The organism is Verrucosispora sp. ts21 (assembly GCF_002879555.1).
Classification (GTDB): domain Bacteria; phylum Actinomycetota; class Actinomycetes; order Mycobacteriales; family Micromonosporaceae; genus Micromonospora; species Micromonospora gifhornensis.
Window position 1 is genome coordinate 1 of record NZ_PNOZ01000071.1, and the last position, 20,534, is coordinate 20,534.

A 20,534-nucleotide genomic window follows, 5' to 3' on the forward strand; every position below is an offset into this window, starting at 1 on the left:
TTAGGGGTGGGTGGGGCGGGTGGGGAGGACGAGGGGGCCGTGGGGGCCGGGGATGACGGTGACGTGGGCGCGGTAGTGGTGGGAGAGGAGGTCTTCGGTCAGGACCTGGTCGGGGGTGCCGGTGGCGGCGACGCGGCCGTTCGCGAGCAGCACCATGCGGTCGGCGTACTCGCCGGCGATGGAGAGGTCGTGCATGGTGGCCAGTACGGTCAGGCCCTCGGTACGGCGCAACTGGTCGACCAGTTCCAGCACCTCCTGCTGGTGGCCGATGTCCAGCGCGCTGGTCGGCTCGTCGAGCAGCAGCAGGGTGGCACCCTGGGCCAACGCCCGAGCGAGGAAGACCCGCTGGCGTTCCCCGCCGGAGAGGGTGGCCAGTTCGCGGCCGTGGAACCCGTCGAGGTCCAGCCGGTCCAGCAGTTCGTGCACGACGGCCAGGTCGGTGGCGGACTCCCGCCCCAGCGGCGGGATGTACGGGTTACGGCCGAGCAGCACGTAGTCGAGCACCGCCATCCCGGGCGGTACGACCGGGGACTGGGCCACCGTGGCCACCACCCGGGCCCGTTCCCGGCGGCGCAGGTCGCGCAGCGGCGTACCGAAGAGGCGGACCGCGTCCGGTGCGGACAGCAGGCCGCCGACGGCGCGCAGCAGGGTCGACTTGCCGGCGCCGTTCGGACCGATCACGGTGACCCACTCGCCGGAGCGCACGGTCAGGTCGATGCCGGCGAGGATGGGCACTCCGTCGAGTTTGACCTGAAGATCACGCACCTCGACGGCAGGCACCTCGGCGGGGGGCCCGACGACGGGCACCTCGGGCGGCGTCATGTCAGCACCCTTCGGGCGGTACGCAGCACGAGGACGAAGAACGGCCCGCCGAGCAGCGCGGTGACCACCCCGATCGGGATCTCCTGCGGCGCGGCGGCGGTCCGGGCCACCACGTCGGTCAGGGCCAGGAAGGCCCCGCCGAACAGCAGCGACAGCGGAAGGATCACCCGGTAGCTCGACCCGGCCAGCATCCGTACGGTGTGCGGCACGATGATGCCGACGAAGCCGATCAGGCCGGAGGCCGAGACCGCGGCGGCGGTGCCCAGCGAGGCGGCGGCGATCAGCAGGTACCGCGACCGCTGCGGGTGCAGGCCGAGGCTGGCCGCCTCGTCGTCACCGACCGAGAGCACGTCCAACTCCCGCCGGTGCAGCAGCACGATCACAGTGGTGATCAGGAAGTACGGCAGGACCAGCCGGACGTCCTGCCAGCCGGCGGTGGCCAGCCGCCCGAGCAGCCAGGAGTAGACGGCCTGGATGCTGTCCGCGTTGCGTTGCAGCAGGTACGTCTGCCCGGCGGAGAGGAACGCGGAGACGGCCACCCCGGCCAGGATCAGCGCGGCCGGCGAACGACTGCGCCCACCGGCCGCACCGAGCAGGTACGTCATGATCACCGCACCGAGCGAGCCGACGAAAGCGGCAAGCGGAATGGTGGGCGGCAGACCGGTCAGCGCACCGCTCGCACCGACGCCACCGATGGTCAGTACGACGGTGACCGCCAGCCCCGCCCCCGCGGCCACCCCGAGCAGGTACGGGTCGGCCAGCGGGTTGCGGAACACCCCCTGGTAGGCACCGCCGGCCAGGGCCAGCAGCCCGCCGACCAGCAGTCCGAGCACCACCCGGGGCAACCGCAGCTCGGTGACGATGGCGACTTCCCGCTCAGTCAGTCCACTGTCGACGTGCACGCCGGGCAGCAGGTTGAGCAGTTCGAGCGCGACACTGCCGGGGGGCAGGCTGACCGGGCCGAGCGAGACACCGGCGACGACCGCGACGAGTACGGCGACGACACCGGCGGCGAGCCAACGTTTCCGCAGGCCCGCCGGCCGGGCCGCCGGCGACAGGGAGGGGCCCCTTTTCAAGGCTTGACGCATGGGAAGGGTCCCCTGTCAACGCCTGCCGTTCGTCACTTCTCGGCCTTGGTGGTGGCGTCCACGATGGTGCGCAGCAGGTCCACCACGCGCGGGCCCCAGCGGGAGGCGATGTCGTCGTCGAGCTCCACGATCTGGCCGTCGCGTACGGCGTTGATGTCCGCCCAGCCGCTGCGCGCCGAGACCGTGGCGAGGCTCTGCTGGCAGCACTTGACGTCGGAGAGGAAGACGAAGTCCGGGTTGGCCGCGACGATCATCTCCTGGGAGAGCTGCGGGTAGCCGCCGCTCCTGCCGTCCGCGTCGGCCGCGTCGGCGATGTTCTCCAGGCCGGCGAGGGAGTAGATCGAGCCGATGAAGGTGTTGCTGGTGACGGTGTACAGCTCCGGGCCCAGCTCGTGGAAGTAGGTGGGTGCCTGAACCCGCTGCGGCACCTCGGCCACGATCTTCGCGATGTCGTCCTTCATCCGCTGCACCACGTCGGCGCCGGCGGTGGCGTTGCCGGTGAGCACACCCAGGTCGGTGATCTGCTGGTACGTGTCGTCGAGCGTCTGCGCCGCGGGGGTCAGGTAGACCGGGATCTTCAACGCCGCCAACTGGTCGACGATCTTGTTCCGGTCGTCGCTGAGCACCACCAGGTCAGGGTTCTTCGCGGCGATCGCCTCGGCGTTGGGCTGGTAGCCGGACAGCTCCGTCTTCGGTGCGTCGGCCGGGTGGTTGGACTGGTCGTCGACCGCGACGACCTGCGGGCCGGCACCGACCGCGAAGAGCATCTCGGTGGCCGTCGGCGCCAGCGAGATGATCTTCTCGGGGCGCTGGTCCAGCGTCAGCGACCCGACGGTGACGGGAAAGGCGCCGCCGGTCGGGCTGCCGCTGGCCGTGGGGGTCTCGGTGGTCTTCTCGGCGCAGGCACCGAGCGCCAGTGCGGCCACCGCGAGGGTGGCGGCGAGAATCCGGGGGGTACGTCTGAACATCGGTCCTCCTGTCGGTCGAGGAGTGTGGTGCTTCGCCGACAGGGAGCCACAGGCACCCGTGGGCGAGGCGCCCTTCCTCGAGAGCGCGTGTCGCGACCGCGCCACAGGCGACCTGGCTCGTCCCCCGCTCGGGGGCATCACAGTTGCGGGACAGCGCCGGTTTCACACCGACTTCGCTGTGGCGGGTCGGTAGAACCGTAGCGCACGCCCGGTGGCCGCCCCGCCGAGCCGGGGGACGGCCACGTGGGTCGACTCGACGCCGAGCCGACCCACGCATCTGGTACCCGAGTCACTTCCTGAAGACGGGGCCCCGCGCGAGGGGGGTGTGACGGGGCCCCGTCGGCTCAGGAGGCGGTGATGGTGACGTTGTCCACAGCCGCTTCGACCAGGCTCGCCGTGGAGGCGTCCGCCGCCTCCACCAGGATCCGGATCGACTGCCCGGCGTACGGGGTGAGGTTGAGGCTGGAGGTGGTCCAGGCGCCGTTGCGGTTGCTGGCCGCCCCGGCCTGGCTGAGCAGGGTGGTGGTGCCGCCGTTGTGCACCACGCTGACCCGGAGGTAGTCGGCCGAGGACGAGTTCGAGCCGTGGGCCAGGTACCACGCCAGCGACAGCGTCAACGTGCCGCTCGACGGCAGGGTGATCGCCGGGGAGCGGGCGCTCGTCACGCCGCCGTCGACGTCGTAGTCACCGGCTGCGGAACCGGCCAACCGACCGGTCACCAGGTCGTTGCTGCCGGCGTACGGGGTGAGCTGCTTGGCCCCGCTGGAGTTGGTGGCCTGGGCGGCACCCCGCTCCCACTGGCCCGAGGTCGCGGTGTCGGTGCCGTTGGGGTTGATCGTCCAGCCGGTGTTGGTCTCGAAGGTGTCCGACCAGACCGTCGTACCGCCGCTGCCACCACCGCAGTACTGGGCCTGCTTGTTGATCGCCCGGTACGGGCAGTCGGCGTACTCGGCGAGGATGAGCACCGCCTCACGGTTGCGCGTGGTCTGCTGCGGGATCACCTCGTCGGGCGGGTAGAAGCCGCCGCCGGAGGCCGAGCGCGGGTACAGCTCGAAGGTGTACGCCCAGATGCCGTGCACCGCCCACATCCAGTCGATGCTGCTGCCGTCGGTGATGTACAGGTCACTTGACTGCTGGGGGGTGAAGTTGTTTGTCGCGGCCATCTGCCGACCGATGGTGGCGAAGGTGTTGTACTGGTCGGCGTTCATCCCGGTGGCGGTGTCGTTGTACGTGTACCCGTACGGCCAGAGCACCAGCTCGGAGTAGGTGTGGAAGTCGATGTTGGCCTTGATCTGCTGGACTCCACCGACGACCCGGCTGTTGACGAAGTTGCGCAGCGCCTGCGTCTCCGGCGCGGAGAAGGCCGAGGGACCCCGGTAGGTGTCCGAGGAGGTCGAGCTGGAGGAACCGCCGCAGCAGCCCCAGTTGTAGCTCCAGTTGCGGTTGAGGTCCGTGCCGACGTACGACGATCCGCTGTTGGGTTGGCGGTTCTTGCGCCAGGACCGGTAGGAGCCGGTGGCGATGTCGTACTCGCTGCCGTCCGGGTTGACCGACGGCACGATCCAGATCTCCCGGTTGTTGACCAGGTTGGTGATCCGGGAGTCGGAGCCGTAGCTGTCCGTGAAGAGGTTCATCAGGTAGATGGCCATCTCGACGGTCAGGTGCTCACGGGCGTGCTGCTGTGAGTTGAACAGGATCTCCGGCTCGTTCTCGTCAGTGGCGACGTTGTCGGAGATCTTGATCGCGACCAGGTCCCGGCCCTCGTACGAGGTGCCGATGCTGATCTTGCGGGCGATCGCCGGATGGTCCGCGACGACCTTGTTGACCACGGCGACCATCTCGGCGTAGTCGTGGTAGTTGGCGTCGGCCGGCGGGAAGGCCAGGGCACCGACGTCCCCGTGGTCATGCCCACGGTCCGTCGGCGGCGCGGCGATCGGCTCCAACGTGAAGCCGAGCCGGGTGATCGCGGCAGCCTCGGCGCGGGTGGCCGAGATGTGCAGCACCCCGTGCTCCGAGTAGTCGATCGCGGCACCGGTGCGGGCGACCGCGGTGCGGTCGGCCAGCGTACGCGGGCCGAGCACCCGGTAGGGCGCGGCAGCCGGCTGTTCATCCCGGTCCGGTGCGGGTCGAGCGGAGACCGGTGGTGCGGAGAGTGCGAGCAGGCCGAGACCGGCGGCGACGATCATCGCCAGCGTCCGGCGGACAGGGTTGGATCGGAAGGCCATGGACAACCTCCTGGAGGCGCGGGGTTTCCCGCTCGGTAGCGGCCAGCCCACCACCGGTCACATGGTCATATCAACATCGGTCGCTGTTCCGCCCATCCCAACCTGATCCTCACGTCGGCAACATGGTTCCGCCGACGGATGCTCGGCGGAGCCGAGCGCCTGCTCAGGCCGACGGACCGCGCCCGGAATCGGAGCCGCCCGGCTGCTCGGTCGACGAACCGGACTCGCCGGTCGAGGTGCCGGCGCCACCGGTGGCCTGGTCGTCGCCGGCCAGCGCGGAGCGCAGTTGCTCCTTCTCGGTACGACGTCGTTCGGCGGCCGCGGCCATCTCCTCGGCCATCTCGTCACGCCAGCCCTTGAGCAGGAAGAACGACAGAGCGGCGGAGAACAGCAGCGCCACGATCAGCTTCAGGAAGATGTCGATGTCGACAGGCCAGAGGGCCGCCACCACGACCGCGAACAACCCGACCCGGCCGAGTGTGTACTTGACCGCCGCACTCACGTTCATCCACTCCGCTCGTTCACGTCGCCATGTGCGTTCCGACCAGCCCACTCCGGGCGGTCCGTCCGACCCGGATCAGCTCGTCCGGTTGACCAACCAGCGCACGCCGGGGAACCAGACCAGCGCGTAGACCACGGTGAAGGTCACCGCGGCCAACCCGCCGGACGCCAGCGGCGGCAGCCCGGTCGCGAGCCCGGCCACCAGCAGCCCGGACACCACCGCCACCGCGACGGCCACCAACGCGGCCACCACCCGGGGGGCACCGAAGTCCCAGGACCGGAATTCCTCCCAGAAGAGCCAGGCGGGCAGGATCACCGCGAGCCAGCCGTTGGCCTGGCCGAAATCACCGGCCCCGAACCAGGCGAAGGCCCCGTCGAAGAGCACCAGCACCAGCATCCCGATGACCGCACCGGCCAGCGCCACGCCGATCAGGTCACCCAGGTACTGGATGCGCCCCTCGGCGTCCCGCCGGGGAAAGGTGCTCTGCTGCTCGCTCATCTCCCCGAGAAGGGTACGCGAGCCGGGTCGGCGCCCTCGCGCTGGCCAGCGCGAGGGCGTCTGCCGACGCGTCGAGAGGTCAGGCCCAGACCTGCTGCGGCTCGGCCCGACGCTGCGCCAGGGTCGGCGCGGCATCGTACTCGCGGACCACCTCGTAGCGGGTGTTGCGCTCCATCGGGCGGAAGCCGGCGTCCCAGATCAGGTGCAGCAGGTCGTCGCGGTGCATGGTGTTCGGCGTGCCGTACGAGTCGGCGTCGTGGGTGATCTTGTATTCCACGACGGAGCCGTCCAGGTCGTCCACGCCGAAGTTGAGCGACATCTGGGCCACCGAGAGCCCGTGCATCACCCAGAAGCACTTGACGTGCGGGACGTTGTCGAACAGCAGCCGGGAGACCGCGAAGGTCTTCAGCGACTCGGCCGGCGAGGCCATCGTGGTGCGGGCCTGGATCCGGTTACGGATCTTGCCGTCCGCCGAGTCCACGAAGTCGTGCTGGTAGCGCAGCGGGATGAAGACCTGGAAGCCGCCGGTCTCGTCCTGCAACTCGCGCAGCCGCAGCACGTGGTCGACCCGGTGCCGGGGCTCCTCGATGTGGCCGTAGAGCATCGTCGACGGCGTCTTCATGCCCTTGCTGTGGGCCAGCCGGTGGATCCGCGACCAGTCCTCCCAGTGGCAGGCGTGGTCGACGATGTGCTGCCGGATCTCCCAGTCGAAGATCTCCGCGCCGCCGCCGGTCAGCGACTCCAGGCCGGCGTCCATCAACTCGTCCAGGATCTCGTCGGCGCTCAGCCCGCTGATCTTCTCGAACCACTGCACCTCGGTGGCGGTGAACGCCTTGAGGTTGACCTTCGGCAGCGCGGCCTTCAGCTCACGCAGCACCTTGGGGTAGTAACGCCAGGGCAGGGTCGGGTGCAGGCCGTTGACGATGTGCAACTCGGTGAGCTGCTCGTCCTCCATCTCCTTGGCCTTGCGGACCGCCTCGTCGATGCGCATCGTGTACGCGTCCTTCTCGCCCGGCTTGCGCTGGAACGAGCAGTACGCGCAGCTCGCGCTGCACACGTTTGTCAGGTTGAGGTGCCGGTTGACGTTGAACATGACCCGGTCACCGTTGAGCTCGGTGCGCTTGTGGTGGGCCAGCCGCCCCAGCCAGGTCAGATCGTCACTGGCGTAGAGGGCGATGCCGTCCTCCCGGGTCAGTCGCTCTCCCGCGTACACCTTCGCTTCGAGCTCACGCTTGAGTCCGGCGTCCATCGAAAGCCCCGTCCCCTCCCAGTGCGGTCACGACCGGACCCCGGTCGCAATCCAGAGCCTACGTCGGGCACCCGGGCAGCTCACAGCGCCCTCTGCCGGACACCACACCGCTAATCGGACTCTCAGGCTTCTGTGACCCGCTCAGACATCGACACCGTCGTACCGGTGAGGTAAGACAGGGTGGGGGACGACACACCCTGGTACCGTCCCCGATCCACCGCGTCCGCACCACGACGCGGTTGCAGCACCACCGGACGAGGAGCGCAATGGTCGACAGCGGGCACGGGCGACGGCAGCGGCGACGACCTCCGGTGATCTCACCGGTGCTTCGGCCGATGCTCTGGTCTGCGCTGCTCAGCGCCGTCGCCACCACAGTCCTCGCCGCACCGGCGTACGCCGAGCCGGGCGTGCCCGTCACGGTGCCCGACACCGGTTCCCGCCCGGTGGTCACCGGCCCGCTGCAACTGCCCGGCGGCGCTCCGGCGAGCGTCCCGCCCGGTGTGATTCCCACGACCTCCTCGCCCGGTGCCAGCGCCCTCGAGCAGCAGATCAACGCCGCCGAGGCCCGGATCGGTGAGCTGGGCACCCAGCTACTCGACCTCAAGCAGCAGCTCACCGAGGCCGACACTCAACTGGCGACCGCGGCACGCGACCTGGAGTTCGCCGAGGCCGCGCTGCTACAGGCACAGCAGCGGGCCGACCAGGCCGCCGCCCAGGCGATCAAGGTCGACGCGGCCCTGCCCACCGCCGGGTTCGCTGCCGACCTGCTCGAACTGGACCTGCTCCGGCGGGTCAACCGCGGCGAACGGGCTGAGCACGACACCGCGCCGGCCGCCGGTGAGCTGGCCCGCGCGCAAACCGACGCACAGGTCGCGACGCAGGCGCACACGGCGGCCGAGTCCCGGCTGCGCGGCGTCCAGGAGCAGCACACCGCGACTGAGAAGGCGCTGCGCGACGAAGAAGCCAAGCTGGTCAAGCTGCGCGAGCAGAACGCCACCCAGCTGGTCGAGCTGGCCCGCCAGCAGGAACGCGCCGAGCAGCAACTGGGTGGCGACTACCCGACCCAGTCGGCGGACGGGCTGGTCGCGCATCCCACCGCGCTTGCCGCCCTCGCGTACGCGCGTCGGCAACTGGGCGACCCGTACGTCTGGGGGGCCACCGGGCCCAACTCGTTCGACTGCTCGGGTCTGGTCTGGTCGGCGTACCGGTCGGCGGGTTACTACAAGCTGCCCCGGGTCGCCCGCGACCAGTACTACGCGACCAGGTCCCGCACCGTGTCGCGGTCCGCGCTGCTCCCCGGCGACCTGCTCTTCTTCGCCAGCGGCAGCAGTTGGCGGACGATCCACCACATGGGGATGTACGTCGGCAACGGCAAGATGATCCATGCGCCGACCAGCGGTGACGTGGTGAAGATCTCGACGGTGCGCTGGTCCCGGCTCTACGCCGCGACGCGGGTGGTCGGTGCGGTGCCGGCTCCGTCGGTCACCCCCACACCGACGCCGACGCCCACACCGAAGCCCACCCCGACGACGCCGAAGCCGACGCCCACCACGCCGAAGCCGACGCCGACCACGCCACGGCCCACCCCGACGACGCCTTCGCCGACGCCGAACCCCACGCCCACCCCGTCGGACACTCCGTCGCCCTCCGCCACGCCACCGGGCACCACCACACCGACGCCCACGCAGACGTCGTCGGGTACGCCCGGCGACAGCGACGGCGGCGACGACACCAGCCCGACCACGGCGGCGAGCAGCCTCGCTCCGGAGGAGAGCGTTTCGGCCACCCCGTCGGCGGTGGGCGGGCGCTGAGGCAGCTAAGTCCCGACCCACCGATCGACACCCGGCCGGCACCGTACGGCCTCACTCGGAACACTGTGGGCACTCCGGCTGTGCCATCCCGCCGGAATGTGGCACGGTGTCACTCAGGCACTCCCGGTCGCGTTGCGGATCCGGGTGCGAGCGTGGCGCGGAGGCACGGATGAGCGAGCACGAGGTTCCGGCGACAGCCGACTCTGGATCGACTCCCCCCGCCTCCACCACACCGGCCTCCGATGCCGCATCGGCCCCCGCCGTCCCCATCACCGAGTCGGCCCCGGGCGTCGCGCCCAGCCCCGCAGCCGGACGGCTGGCCTCGGCCAACCAGCCTGCGGTGGGACGGGCGGGTGTCCCCCGGCCGGCCAGCAGGGAACCCGCCCCACCAGTAGGTACCGCACCCACGTCGCCGGCCGGCCCGACCGGACCCGCGCTACCGGCCGCCGCAACCGGCCTCGCGTCACCTCCCGGCGCAGCCAGCCCCGCATCGCCTCCTGGCGCAGCCGGGCTCGCGTCGCAGCCTGGCGCAGCCGGGCTCGCGTCGCCTGCTGGCGCCGGCAGGGTGGGTGGACCGGTGCGGGCCAGCGTCCGGGTGCCGGGAATGAGCCGGGTGAGCGTCGACGAGGCGCAGGCCGCCGGTGCCGGCGGCAGGGCCTCCGGGGTGTACCGGTCCACGCCGGTCAGCCCCGAGCCGCCGGAGCCCGCCCAACCCCCGGAACCAGCCCAACCGCCAACCCCGCCGACGCCCGAGCCGGAGCCCGCGCCACGTCCGCCAGCACCGGTTCCACCGACACCAATCCCACCCGCGCCGCCGTCCCCCGCACCACCGGTGCCGGGGCCACCCGCGCCGCCATCTCCGACCCCGCCGGTACCGGGTCCACCGGCGCCGCCGTCACCGACCCCGCCGGTACCGGGTCCACCCGTGCCGCCGGCACCACCGATACCGGGTCCGCCCGCGCCGCCGGTTCCGGGTCCGCCCGTGCCCCCGCCGCCGGCACCGGGTCCGCCTGTGCCGTATCCGCCGGGGCCGGTGCCTGCGCCACCTCCCGCACCCCGGCCCTCGCCGCCACTGCCGGGACCGCCGACGCCACCGCCGACTCCGCCGATGCCGGCACCACCGCCCCCGCCGGGTCCGATGCCCGCGCCACCGTTCCCGCCCCCACCCGCATCCAGCGCGAGCGTGTCGTCGGGGTCGGCTTCGGTACCAGCCGGGCGGGTCACCGGAACGGCTCCGGGGGCGTCGAACCGGGCCGGCGTCACCACCGGCCCGGAATCCGCCGGTGCGGCGCCTTTCGTGCCGGCCCCTGCGCTGCCGGTCTGGCCACCACCGGTCACCCCCACCGGACGCCGGGACGAGCCTGCCCCGAGTTCACCGGGAGCGGCACCTCGGCAGTCGACCCGCCCGGGTCTGCTGCCGGCCGCTGCCCCCGCCGTGGAGCCGGGCGGCTCCATCGCGGGGCCCCCGTTTGCGGGCGGCTCCGTCGCCGGGTCGCCGGCATCGGGCCCCTCGGTCGCGGGGTCTGCGGCTACGGCCGGATCCGTCGGGGGGTCCCCGACAGCAGGCGGACCCCTGGCAGGGTCTCCGACAACAAGCGGACCCCTCGCAGGGTCCTCGACAGAAAGCGGACCCCTGGCAGGGTCCTCGGTTGCAGGCGGCGCGCCGGCTGCGCCGCGGACCGGCGACGCGGATCTGAGTTCCTACTACGCCGGTGGCTCGGGCTCCGCAACGGTGGCCTTCCCGGCCGGTGAAGCGGACAATTCAGGCTCGCTGACCGGGCACATCCTGGCTCAGGGCTGGGCGGACAACGGCACCGAACGCTCCAGCAGCACCACTCGGGTGGTGATCGTGATGGCGGTCGCCCTGGCACTGCTCGTGGCGATCAGTGTGCTGGTCGTACTGGTCGCGAACAATGCGCTCAGCGGCCTGCTGGAGTGACGACGATCGGTGGATCGACGGGTGAAACCGCCCACTACCCCCCGCCGACGCGGGTGGCGGCTCGCCGTTCGCCGTACACTTGGGGCTGATCACTGACCCGGCGCGCTACCGTGCGCGCCTCTGGGCGTTCTTGCTGAAGATCCGGCGGCGTCGTGCCGCGGCGGGACATCGCAAATGTGCGCCCCGCTCGAAAGGTTTTTGTTGACCACCTCCGCTGTCTCCAGCACCCCGCTGTCCGCCCAAGACATCGACATCGCCCCGGCCTCGCCGTCGGCCGGCGCTGCCGGCTCCGACGACTCGATCACCTTCGAGGCGCTGGGCCTGCCCGAGCCGCTCGTTCGGGCACTCGCCCGGCAGGGCATCACCGCCCCGTTCGAGATCCAGAGCGCCACCGTGCCCGACGCCCTCGCCGGACGGGACGTGCTCGGCCGGGGGCAGACCGGTTCCGGCAAGACCCTCGCCTTCGGGCTGCCGCTGCTCGCGCGGATCGCCGACGGCGACCGGGCCCGGCCGTCCCGCCCGCGAGCCCTCATCCTGGTGCCCACCCGAGAGTTGGCCATGCAGGTCAACGACGCCCTGGCCCCGCTGGGTCGCACGGTCGGCGTGTTCCTCAAGACCGCCGTGGGTGGGGTGCCCTACGACCGCCAGATCGATGCCCTGCGGCGCGGCGTGGAGGTCATGGTGGCCACGCCCGGCCGGCTCGCCGACCTGATCGAACGCGGCATCTGCAAGCTCGACGACGTGGAGATCACCGTCCTCGACGAGGCGGACCAGATGGCCGACATGGGCTTCCTGCCCGAGGTCACCGAGTTGCTGGCGAAGACTCCGGCGCACGCGCAGCGTCTGCTCTTCTCGGCCACACTGGACGCCGATGTGGACGCGCTGGTGAAGCGCTTCATGACCGACCCGGTCACCCACTCCACCGCCCCGGCGACCGCAGCCGTGTCCACCATGGATCACCACCTGCTGCTGATCCCGCCGAGCGACAAGTTCCCGGTCACCGCGTCGATCGCGGCGCGCGCCGGTCGGACCATCGTGTTCGCCCGTACCCAGCTCGGGGTGGACCGCCTGGTCAGCCAGCTCGCGGCGGTCGGTGTGCGGGCCGGCGGGCTGCACGGTGGCAAGACCCAGCGGATGCGTACCCGCACCCTGGCGGAGTTCCGCGAGGGACGGACCAACGTCCTGGTCGCCACCGACGTGGCGGCCCGGGGCATCCACGTCGACGGGGTCACCCTGGTGCTGCACGTCGACCCGCCGAAGGACTCGAAGGACTACCTGCACCGCGCGGGCCGTACCGCCCGCGCCGGGGAGACCGGCGCGGTGGCCACGCTGGTCCTGCCCAAGCAGCGACGCACCACGCTGGCGATGCTGGAGAAGGCCGGAGTGCAGCCCGCGGAGACGCGGGTACGCGCCGGTGACCCGGCGTTGACCGAGCTGACCGGGGCACGGGAGCCGAGCGGGGTGCCCGTACGCGATGAGCCGGAGGCTCCCCGCCGGAGCAGCCGGCCCGGCGGTCCGCGCCGCTTCGACGGCCCGACCACCGAGCGCCGCTACCGTGACCGCCCCGTCAGCGACCGCCGTTTCGGCGACCAGCCCCGTGACGACCGCCGCCACGGCGACACCGGACGCGGTGAACGCCGCTACGCCGGCGACTCCCGTGGTGCGGCTCGCTACGGGGACGACTCGCGGGGCACGGGTCGCTACGGCGACGACTCCCGCGGCACGGGCCGCTACGGTACGGACTCCCGGGGCGAGCGCCGCTACGGCGACGACTCCCGTGGCACGGGCCGCTACGGGGCGGACAGCCGGGGCGAGCGCAGCTACGGCGATTCGAGCCGCAGTGAGCACAGCTACGGCGGTCACCCTCGGGGCGAGCGCCGGTTCGGCGAGCCGGCCCGTGGCGAGCGTCGGTACGGCGACCGGCCGCGCTCGGATGGCCGGGGCCCGCAGGACCGGCCACGGGAGGACTGGCGCGCGCCGAGCGGGCGCTCCCACGCGCGTACCCACTGATCGACGCTGCGCTGACGCACCGAAGATCACACTCGAACTGGGATCGAGTGGTCTCACGCTCAACCCGAGGCCACTCGATCCCGGATCGAGCACGATCAAGCCACCGGCACACGCGATCGAGCCCGACACCTGTCACGCAGGGGTGGAGCGGGGGGCTGGTGTTCGGCGCAAAGGCGCTGCCGCGCCTGGGCCGGGTGGCGTAACGTCCGATTCATGCCGACCATGTCGAAGTCGTTGCTGTGGACCCGGATCGACACCGCCGGTGCCGAACATGCCCTCGCTGATGACAGTCACGGCCTGGCGGCACACGGCACGCAGGTGGCTGCCGACCCGATTCCCTACACCTGCCGCTACCAGCTGCTGACCGACCCTCAGTGGGCGAGCGTCCGGGTCGAGGTCGAGGTCGAGGGAGCGGGCTGGCGACGCAGCGTACGCCTGGAACGGGCCACTGATCGATGGCGGGTGACCGCCGCCGAGCAGGGTGACCTGGACGCGGCCCTCGCCGCCGCCGGGCGTGCGCCGGCCGGGCTGCCGGGCGTCGAGGATCCGGACCGGCTGGCCGACGCTCTCGACGTGGACCTTGGCGGCTCGCCGCTGTTCAACACGCTGCCGGTACGCCGGCTCCGGCTGGCCGACCAGGCCGCCGACACCAGCTATCCGCTCACCGTGGTGTGGGTGCTGGTGCCGAGCCTGACGGTGCTGCCGGCCGAGCAGGTCTACACCGGGCTTGGCCCGACCCGGTTCCGATACGCCAGCGGCGGTTTCAGCGCCGACATCGAGATGGACGCCGACGGCTTCGTCCGGCACTACCCGGGCCTGGCGCAGCTCTCCACGACCCGCTGACAAGCCGCGGCCGCTCAACCGTTGAGCAGCCGGAGCGAAAGCTCGACCGCTGGCCGACCGGAGCGGAAGCCAGGCCGAGCTAGGCGGGCCAGCTGCCGTCGGTCAGGAAGCGGTCGATCGTGGCCAGGTGGGGGGCCAGGTCGAGGCCCTGCGCGCTCACCCACTCGTCGGAGTAGTACGTTTCGGCGTACCTGTCGCCCGCGTCGCAGATCAGGGTGACCACCGAGCCGGTCCGACCTGCGGCCAGCAGCTCGGCGATCAGCCCGAAGGCACCCCACAGGTTGGTGCCGGTCGAGCCACCCACCCGTCGGCCCAGCACCGCCGAGCCGGAACGCATCGCGGCCAGCGAGGCGGCGTCGGGTACCTGCACCATCCGGTCCACCACCGAGGGCAGGAACGACGGCTCCACCGTCGGCCGGCCGATACCTTCGATCCGGGAGCCCTGGCCGGTGCGAACCGACCAGTCGGCCACCCACCAGGCGGGATAGAACGCCGAGTTCTCCGGATCGACCACGCAGAGCTTGGTGGGCAGTCGCCGGTAGCGGGCGTACCTTCCGATGGTCGCGCTGGTGCCGCCGGTGCCGGCGCCGACGACGATCCAGGCCGGTACGGGATGGCGCTCCAGCGACAGCTGCGCGTAGATCGACTCGGCGATGTTGTTGTTGCCCCGCCAGTCGGTGGCGCGCTCGGCGTAGGTGAACTGGTCCATGTAGTGCCCGCCGGTGTCCTCGGCGAGCCAGCGCGCCTCGATGACCACCTTCGCCGGATCTTCGACCAGGTGACACCGGCCGCCCTGGAACTCGATCTGCGCGATCTTCTCCGGCGAGGTGGAGGCGGGCATCACCGCGATGAAGGGCAGGTCCAGCATCCGGGCGAAGTACGCCTCGGAGACGGCCGTGGAGCCGGACGATGCCTCCACGATTGTGGTGTCCGGCCCGATCCAGCCGTTGCAGAGCCCGTAGAGGAACAGCGAGCGAGCCAGCCGATGCTTCAGCGATCCGGTCGGGTGGACCGACTCGTCCTTGAGGTAGAGGTCGATGCCCCAGCGCCGGGGCAGGGGGAAAGGCAGCAGGTGGGTGTCGGCGGACCGGTTCGCGTCGGCCTCGACTGCGGCGATCGCCTCGGTCACCCACCGCCGGCTCGCCTCGTCACACCGGTCAAGATGAGTCACTCTCGCAAACTAGCAAGCGAGGCTGGGAGCTGGGAATCTACGAAGAGGACGGGCCGACCGGCTGCGGACGGTTCTCCCACTTGGTCGACAGGGCGATGCTGGTACGCGTCGAGGCCACGCCGGGCGTACGGTTCAGCCGTACGATCAACTGCTCCAGCTCGGCGATGGTGCTCACCCGGGCTTTGAGCAGGAACGACTCGACGCCGGCCATGAAGTAGCAGGACTCGATCTCCGGCATGGCGCGGACCGCCTCCAGCACGTCGTCGGTGTCCGCGCCGGAATCCTCGACCACGCTGATCAGGGCGGTCACGGCCAGGCCGATGGTCTCCGGCTCGACTTCGGCCCGGTAGGCCCGGATCACCCCGCCGGCTTCCAGCTTGCCGACGCGTTCGTGCACTGCGGGAGCGGAGAGGCCGACCTGGCGGGCGAGTTCGGCGTACGAGAGGCGGGCGTTGCCGCGGAGCAGGTCCACGAGGGCGAGGTCGATGGCGTCCACGGACTGTAGACCCTAGTCGGCACCGCGTGACACCGGGACGCCGGCACCCGTTGCACATTACCGAGAGCGACAGTTCCCATACCGAGGGTCCGAAGGGCGGGACGCCGGTACCATTACTAACTTCCCACTCAGTGCATTTTTCGCGTTTGGCGGACACGCCTGGTCGCTGGTGCTGTAATTGCCATACGTCCCTCATGACGGCTCTGGGCTCGCACCGGCCGGGGGCAGTGTGTTCAGCCGGGGGCTTCGTCGACGCGAGGAGGGGGCTGTGGACACTGGAGATCGCCTGCTGACACCGGGTGAGGTCGCCGCGCTGTTTCGGGTTGACCCGAAGACCGTGACGCGCTGGGCGGCAGCGGGCCGGATCGGCAGCATCCGGACTCCAGGAGGGCACCGCCGGTTTCGGGAATCCGAGGTGCGGGCCCTGCTTGAAGGGGAGGGCATGCTGGAAGAGGCGGACGAGATGGGCAGAGCGCGCAATGCGAGCCCGACCGCCACGACCGGGCCAGGCCCGGCCAACGCCGGCATGTACTGAAGTGGTGCGGATCGAACGCGGACCGGTTCGTCAGGTCCGGTCCGCGTTCAACGTTCCGGTCCAGCGGTGGAACAGGGTGTGTGGCACGCCGAGCGCGTCGAGCACCTTGCCCGCCACGAAATCCACAAGTTGCGCCGCGGAAGCGGCGGCGCCCGCACCGTAGAAGCCGGGGCTGGCTGGCAGCACCACCGCGCCGGCATCGTGCAACGCGATCAGGTGCTCCAGGTGGCTGCGGGTCACCGGCGTCTCGCGCGGTACGACGACCACCTGCCGGCGTTCCTTGAGGTTGACCTCGGCGGCCCGCTGCAACAGGTCTTTCGACAGCCCGATCGCGATGCCGGCGCAGGCCGCCGTGCTCGCGGGCACCACGGCCATGCCACGCACCGGGTACGAGCCGCTGCTGGGTCCGGCCGCCAGGTCGCCGGCGGGCCAGTGCCGCACATCCGCGCCGTCCAGATCACGGCCGAGCCAGGCGGACAGATCCTCGGCCCAGTGTGCGTCGCGGAATGGACGTCCGGTCTCGTCGAGGATGGTCAACCGGGCGGCTCGGGAGACGATCAGGTCCACCGGCTGCCCGGCGTCGATCAGCCCACGTACCACCGCAGCCGCGTACGGCGTACCCGACGCCCCGGACACCCCGACCACCCATGGTTCACGCATGCCTCCAGCCTGCCTGGTCGCTGCCGGCCGCCGGGCAGCCACCCCGAGGGCGGCCACCCGATCTGCCGGTAACGGCCCTGATGTCCGACCGGACCCCGGCGACCGGCCACCACCTGGCATGCTGCCCGAGGCCGAACGCGTGGGCGTGCGCAGGCGTGGCACGTGGGAGAGGATCCGGGATGGCTGATCACACCCTGCCGACGCGACCCGCTGACGAGAACCGGCCCGTGCGGCTCGCCACCGAGATCCTGCCGGCGTTACGCGATGCCTGTCCGGTTGCGTCCCGACAGTCCCCGTACGCCGAGGAGACGCAGCGCTGGTTGATGGGCTGGCTGCCGCAGACCGGGCTGCCGCTCGACGAGCCGGGGCGGCAACGGCTGGCCGGTGCCCGCTTCGCCCACTACGCCGGGCGGCTCTATCCGGACGCCACCGAGGCCGACCTGCGCGTACTGTCCGCGCTGTTCACCTGGTTCTTCCTGGTCGACGACGCCTGCGACGGGCCGGGCCGGCTCGAACTGGCCGAGATCCGCGGGCTACGGGACGGCGCGGTACTGCTGCTGCAAGGTCGTTCCCGGCCGCGACATCCCGGGCTGCGGGGCCCTCTGCGCCGGTTGCTTGTCAACGCCTGGCGGGAACCGCACCGCCGGATGCCGACCCGCTGGCGGTTGCGCTTCGCCGACGCGGTGGCCCGGCACCTCGACGGCACCTGGCAGGAGGCGACGAACAAGTCTCGCGGTCACGCGCCCGGCGTCACCGAGTACGTTGCACTGCGCCGGGCCACCTCGGCGGCGGACGTCTCCTATCCGCTCACCGAATTCGTCACCGGCCGACCGCTGCCCGACGCCGTCTACCACCATCCGTTGCTACGCGAGTTGCGCGACCTCGGCAACGACCTGCTCTCCTGGTACAACGACCTCGCCTCGCTGGCCTCCGACGCGGCCACCTCGGGCGGGCACAACCTCGTCCTGGCGATCGCCACCGAGCGTCAGGTGCCGGTGGATGACGCGGTCGAGCTGGTGACGCGACGCTGGCACGAGTCGATGCGACAGTTCGTCGACCGACGCGCGGCGGTGCCGTCGTTCGGACCGGCGCTGGACGCGGCAGTCACCGCCCATCTCGACGGGGTGGCCCGCGCCGTCCGCGGCACCATCGACTGGACCCTCGAAAGCACCCGCTACGCGGGTAAGGAAGGGCACCTTATTAACGCCTCCGGTAGTAAAGGGGCCCCTTCTTAACGTCCCCCGCCGCCGACGGGTCAGGGGCGCAGGTCCAGGCGGGTCACCAGGTCGAGCAGGGCGAAGACGAACAGGGCGATGCTGACGAAGCCGTTGGCGGTGAAGAACGCCCGGTTGACCTTGCTCAGGTCGTCCGGCTTGACCACCAGGTGCTGGTAGCCGAAGGCGATCGCGGTCAGCGCCAGCCCTATCCACCAGAGCCAGCCGAGGCCGACAAGCGCACCGAACCAGAGGAGCAGCGCGAACGTCACCACGTGCGCGACGGTGGAGGCGTGCAGCGCGAACCGCATCCCGTACCGGGCGGGCACGCTGTGCACCCCGATCTTCCGATCCACCTCGGCGTCCTGGCAGGCGTAGATCAGGTCGAAGCCACCGATCCACAGGCCGACGGCGGCACCGAGCACCCAGGCCGGGCCGGAGCCGGCGAAGGTGCCGGTCACCGCGAGCCAGGCCCCGATCGGGCCGACCATCTGGGCGATTCCGAGGATCGCGTGCGGCCAGTTGGTGAACCGCTTGCCGTACGGGTAGACGATCAGCGGCACCACCGCCAGTGGCGCCAGCACCAGGCAGAGCGGGTTGAGCAGGGCGGCGGCGGCCAGGAAGAAGGCAAGCGCCACGCCCGCCCCGGTCCAGGCCGTCCGCAGGCTCACCGCCCCCGTCACCAGTTCCCGATTGACGGTACGCGGATTCCGCGCATCGATCCGCCGATCCAGGATCCGGTTCGCCGCCATCGCAAACGTCCGCGCCCCCACCATCGCCACGGTGATCAGCGCCAGATCCCCCCACCCCACCCGCCCCCCATTGACCGCCATAGCAGTCAACGCCGACAGGTAAGCAAACGGCAACGCAAACACCGAGTGCTCAATCGCCACAAGCCGCAAAAACGCCTTCACCCGCCCCCGCGATCTTGCACTTTCCGTCGGGGCAGAGCTGGACGAAGCGGACGAATCAGCGACCGAAAGTGCAAGATCGCGAGGGTCGGGGGCGGGGGTAGGGGTAGGGGGCGCCATTAGATGCCGTATTCCTTCCAGCGCTTGTCTACCAGGGAGATGACTTCGGGGGTCATGGTCATTTCCTCGGGCCAACCTCGGGTGTAGCCCTCGCTGGGGAGCTTGCGGGTGGCGTCGATGCCGGCCTTGCCACCCCAGAACTGCTGGTACGAGGAGTGGTCCAGGTGGTCCACCGGGCCCTCGGTGAGCAGCAGGTCGCGGGCGTAGTCGACGTTGCCGAAGGCGCGGAACGCGACCTCGTTGTAGTCGTGCACGTCGCAGTCCTCGTCCACGATCACGATCAGCTTGGTCAGCGACATCATGTGCGCGCCCCAGATCGCGTTCATCACCTTCTGCGCATGCTTCGGGTAGCGCTTGCGGATCGACACGATCGCGCAGTTGTGGAAGACCCCGGCGGCCGGCAGGTCGTAGTCGACGATGTCCGGGATGAGGAAGCGCAGCAGCGGGGCGAAGATCCGCTCGGTGGCCTTGCCCAGGCCGTGGTCCTCCTGCGGCGGCTTCGAGGTGACGATCGTGTGGTACACCGGGTCGCGCTGCATGGTCATCGCCTCGACGTGCAGCACCGGGAACGGCTCGACCGGGGTGTAGAAGCCGGTGTGGTCGCCGAAGGGGCCTTCCGGCAGCCGCTCGCCCGGCTCCAGGTAGCCCTCCAGCACCACCTGGGCGTTCGCCGGCACCTGCAACGGCACGGTCAGGCAGTCGACCATCTCCACCCGCTCACCGCGCAGGAACCCGGCGAACAGGTACTCGTCGATGTCAGCGGGCAGCGGTGCGCTCGACGCGTAGCTGACCACCGGGTCGCAGCCGATCGCGATGGCGACCGGCAGCCGCTGGCCGAGCCGCTCGGCGACGGCGTGGTGCGCAGTGGAGTTCTTGTGGATCTGCCAGTGCATGCCGAGGGTGTTGTGGCTGTGCTGCTGGAGCCGGTACAACCCGAGGTTGCGCTTGCCGGTCTCCGGGTGCTTGGTGTGGGTCAGCCCGAAGTTGTGGAAGATCCCGCCGTCGCCCGGCCACACCTGAAGTCCCGGCAGCCGGTTCAGGTCGACGTCGTCGCCCCGGTAGATCACCTGCTGGCAGGGAGCGGTCTTGACCTTCTTGGGCGGCATCGACTTGAGCTGCATCACCTTGCCCAGGCCGCCCATCATGCCGGAGAAACCCACAGGCAGTTCCGGCTTGAGCATCTCGCCGATCCGGTTGCCGATCTCGTCAAGCGACTCGACGCCGAGCGCCATCGCGGTCCGCTTCTCGGTGCCGAACAGGTTGATCGCCACCGGCATCTCGCCCCGGGTGGGCCGCTCGAACAGCAACGCCGGCCCGTTGGCCCGGACCGTACGGGTCACCACCTCACTGATCTCCAGTGTCGGGTCGACCGGTACGCCGACCCGGCGCAGTTCGCCGGCGCGCTCCAGCGCGGCCAGGAAATCCTTCAGATCGGTGTAGGGAAACCCACGAGCAGCCATGTCAGCAAGTCT

General features: G+C 70.9%; 19 protein-coding genes and 1 riboswitch. Of the genes, 6 read left to right on the forward strand and 13 right to left on the reverse strand.

Going from position 1 to position 20,534, the window contains the following annotated elements; all coding sequences use genetic code 11:
- The 7 genes from C1A38_RS24355 to mqnE form a co-directional block, all read right to left on the reverse strand.
- Window positions 1-822 (reverse strand): ABC transporter ATP-binding protein, encoded by an 822-nt coding sequence (locus C1A38_RS24355; RefSeq protein ID WP_102660048.1) that lies wholly within the window; start codon window positions 820-822, stop codon window positions 1-3.
- Entirely contained in the window at window positions 819-1,910 is a 1,092-nt protein-coding gene (locus tag C1A38_RS24360) for a FecCD family ABC transporter permease (protein WP_102660049.1), read from the reverse strand. Before C1A38_RS24360 ends, C1A38_RS24355 begins: the two co-directional genes overlap by 4 nt.
- A gap of 32 nt (window positions 1,911-1,942) precedes the next feature.
- Complete coding sequence (locus C1A38_RS24365) at window positions 1,943-2,878, reverse strand: ABC transporter substrate-binding protein (RefSeq protein ID WP_102660050.1); 936 nt, start codon at window positions 2,876-2,878, stop codon at window positions 1,943-1,945.
- An 85-nt stretch (window positions 2,879-2,963) separates the two neighbouring features.
- Window positions 2,964-3,096: riboswitch (cobalamin riboswitch) on the reverse strand.
- A 126-nt stretch (window positions 3,097-3,222) separates the two neighbouring features.
- Window positions 3,223-5,103 carry a M14 family metallopeptidase gene (locus C1A38_RS24370; RefSeq protein WP_102660051.1) on the reverse strand — a complete coding sequence of 627 codons (1,881 nt, stop codon included), beginning with the start codon at window positions 5,101-5,103 and terminating at the stop codon, window positions 3,223-3,225.
- A 163-nt stretch (window positions 5,104-5,266) separates the two neighbouring features.
- Window positions 5,267-5,605 carry a DUF4229 domain-containing protein gene (locus C1A38_RS24375; protein WP_102660072.1) on the reverse strand — a complete coding sequence of 113 codons (339 nt, stop codon included), beginning with the start codon at window positions 5,603-5,605 and terminating at the stop codon, window positions 5,267-5,269.
- A 75-nt stretch (window positions 5,606-5,680) separates the two neighbouring features.
- Complete coding sequence (locus C1A38_RS24380; protein ID WP_102660052.1) at window positions 5,681-6,103, reverse strand: hypothetical protein; 423 nt, start codon at window positions 6,101-6,103, stop codon at window positions 5,681-5,683.
- 79 nt (window positions 6,104-6,182) lie between these two features.
- A complete protein-coding gene (gene mqnE, locus C1A38_RS24385) occupies window positions 6,183-7,352 on the reverse strand; it encodes an aminofutalosine synthase MqnE (RefSeq protein WP_102660053.1) in 1,170 nt (389 codons plus the stop codon).
- 266 nt (window positions 7,353-7,618) lie between these two features.
- Here mqnE and C1A38_RS24390 point away from each other — a divergent pair, with 266 nt between their 5' ends.
- Complete coding sequence (locus tag C1A38_RS24390; protein WP_102660054.1) at window positions 7,619-9,163, forward strand: C40 family peptidase; 1,545 nt, start codon at window positions 7,619-7,621, stop codon at window positions 9,161-9,163.
- Window positions 9,164-9,846: 683 nt separating this feature from the next.
- Here C1A38_RS24390 and C1A38_RS24395 read toward each other — a convergent pair.
- The gene (locus C1A38_RS24395) at window positions 9,847-10,314 is read right to left on the reverse strand and encodes a hypothetical protein (RefSeq protein ID WP_102660055.1); all 468 of its coding nucleotides are present in this window, start codon (window positions 10,312-10,314) and stop codon (window positions 9,847-9,849) included.
- A gap of 581 nt (window positions 10,315-10,895) precedes the next feature.
- Between C1A38_RS24395 and C1A38_RS24400 the strand changes: the two genes are divergently transcribed.
- The 3 genes from C1A38_RS24400 to C1A38_RS24410 all read left to right on the forward strand — a co-directional run bounded on the left by C1A38_RS24400 (window position 10,896) and on the right by C1A38_RS24410 (window position 13,955).
- Window positions 10,896-11,102, forward strand: coding sequence for a hypothetical protein (locus C1A38_RS24400; RefSeq protein ID WP_102660056.1), 207 nt, complete (start codon window positions 10,896-10,898; stop codon window positions 11,100-11,102).
- 201 nt (window positions 11,103-11,303) lie between these two features.
- Window positions 11,304-13,112, forward strand: a complete 1,809-nt coding sequence (locus C1A38_RS24405) for a DEAD/DEAH box helicase (protein ID WP_233196997.1) — start codon at window positions 11,304-11,306, stop codon at window positions 13,110-13,112.
- Between the two features lie 213 nt (window positions 13,113-13,325).
- Complete coding sequence (locus tag C1A38_RS24410) at window positions 13,326-13,955, forward strand: putative glycolipid-binding domain-containing protein (RefSeq protein ID WP_199180317.1); 630 nt, start codon at window positions 13,326-13,328, stop codon at window positions 13,953-13,955.
- A 79-nt stretch (window positions 13,956-14,034) separates the two neighbouring features.
- Here the strand turns inward: C1A38_RS24410 and cds1 are convergent, their stop codons facing one another.
- Window positions 14,035-15,126 carry an L-cysteine desulfhydrase Cds1 gene (gene cds1 / locus C1A38_RS24415; RefSeq protein ID WP_102660057.1) on the reverse strand — a complete coding sequence of 364 codons (1,092 nt, stop codon included), beginning with the start codon at window positions 15,124-15,126 and terminating at the stop codon, window positions 14,035-14,037.
- 37 nt (window positions 15,127-15,163) lie between these two features.
- Window positions 15,164-15,622: an Lrp/AsnC family transcriptional regulator gene (locus C1A38_RS24420; RefSeq protein ID WP_102660058.1), complete on the reverse strand. Its 459-nt coding sequence runs from the start codon at window positions 15,620-15,622 to the stop codon at window positions 15,164-15,166.
- Between the two features lie 268 nt (window positions 15,623-15,890).
- On the opposite strand from C1A38_RS24420, the gene C1A38_RS24425 reads away from it, so the two are divergent.
- Complete coding sequence (locus C1A38_RS24425; RefSeq protein WP_102660059.1) at window positions 15,891-16,157, forward strand: BldC family transcriptional regulator; 267 nt, start codon at window positions 15,891-15,893, stop codon at window positions 16,155-16,157.
- A gap of 30 nt (window positions 16,158-16,187) precedes the next feature.
- On the opposite strand, the gene C1A38_RS24430 is transcribed toward C1A38_RS24425, so the two are convergent.
- Window positions 16,188-16,817 carry a UbiX family flavin prenyltransferase gene (locus C1A38_RS24430; protein WP_102660060.1) on the reverse strand — a complete coding sequence of 210 codons (630 nt, stop codon included), beginning with the start codon at window positions 16,815-16,817 and terminating at the stop codon, window positions 16,188-16,190.
- Window positions 16,818-16,996: 179 nt separating this feature from the next.
- On the opposite strand from C1A38_RS24430, the gene C1A38_RS24435 reads away from it, so the two are divergent.
- The gene (locus C1A38_RS24435; RefSeq protein WP_102660061.1) at window positions 16,997-18,052 is read left to right on the forward strand and encodes a terpene synthase family protein; all 1,056 of its coding nucleotides are present in this window, start codon (window positions 16,997-16,999) and stop codon (window positions 18,050-18,052) included.
- A gap of 20 nt (window positions 18,053-18,072) precedes the next feature.
- Here C1A38_RS24435 and mqnP read toward each other — a convergent pair whose 3' ends face one another.
- Window positions 18,073-19,062, reverse strand: a complete 990-nt coding sequence (mqnP, locus tag C1A38_RS24440; RefSeq protein ID WP_102660062.1) for a menaquinone biosynthesis prenyltransferase MqnP — start codon at window positions 19,060-19,062, stop codon at window positions 18,073-18,075.
- Window positions 19,062-20,522, reverse strand: coding sequence for a menaquinone biosynthesis decarboxylase (locus tag C1A38_RS24445; RefSeq protein ID WP_102660063.1), 1,461 nt, complete (start codon window positions 20,520-20,522; stop codon window positions 19,062-19,064). Before C1A38_RS24445 ends, mqnP begins: the two co-directional genes overlap by 1 nt.
- Window positions 20,523-20,534: the final 12 nt, after the last annotated feature.

Coding starts and splice junctions, on each gene's coding strand:
- mqnE (WP_102660053.1), bottom strand. CDS start 7,352: ATGGACGCCGGACTCAAGCGTGAGCTCGAAGCGAAGGTGTACGCGGGA.
- C1A38_RS24435 (WP_102660061.1), top strand. CDS start 16,997: ATGGCTGATCACACCCTGCCGACGCGACCCGCTGACGAGAACCGGCCC.
- C1A38_RS24430 (WP_102660060.1), bottom strand. CDS start 16,817: ATGCGTGAACCATGGGTGGTCGGGGTGTCCGGGGCGTCGGGTACGCCG.
- C1A38_RS24360 (WP_102660049.1), bottom strand. CDS start 1,910: ATGCGTCAAGCCTTGAAAAGGGGCCCCTCCCTGTCGCCGGCGGCCCGG.
- C1A38_RS24410 (WP_199180317.1), top strand. CDS start 13,326: ATGCCGACCATGTCGAAGTCGTTGCTGTGGACCCGGATCGACACCGCC.
- C1A38_RS24390 (WP_102660054.1), top strand. CDS start 7,619: ATGGTCGACAGCGGGCACGGGCGACGGCAGCGGCGACGACCTCCGGTG.
- C1A38_RS24355 (WP_102660048.1), bottom strand. CDS start 822: ATGACGCCGCCCGAGGTGCCCGTCGTCGGGCCCCCCGCCGAGGTGCCT.
- C1A38_RS24380 (WP_102660052.1), bottom strand. CDS start 6,103: ATGAGCGAGCAGCAGAGCACCTTTCCCCGGCGGGACGCCGAGGGGCGC.
- C1A38_RS24365 (WP_102660050.1), bottom strand. CDS start 2,878: ATGTTCAGACGTACCCCCCGGATTCTCGCCGCCACCCTCGCGGTGGCC.
- C1A38_RS24370 (WP_102660051.1), bottom strand. CDS start 5,103: ATGGCCTTCCGATCCAACCCTGTCCGCCGGACGCTGGCGATGATCGTC.
- C1A38_RS24445 (WP_102660063.1), bottom strand. CDS start 20,522: ATGGCTGCTCGTGGGTTTCCCTACACCGATCTGAAGGATTTCCTGGCC.
- mqnP (WP_102660062.1), bottom strand. CDS start 19,062: ATGGCGCCCCCTACCCCTACCCCCGCCCCCGACCCTCGCGATCTTGCA.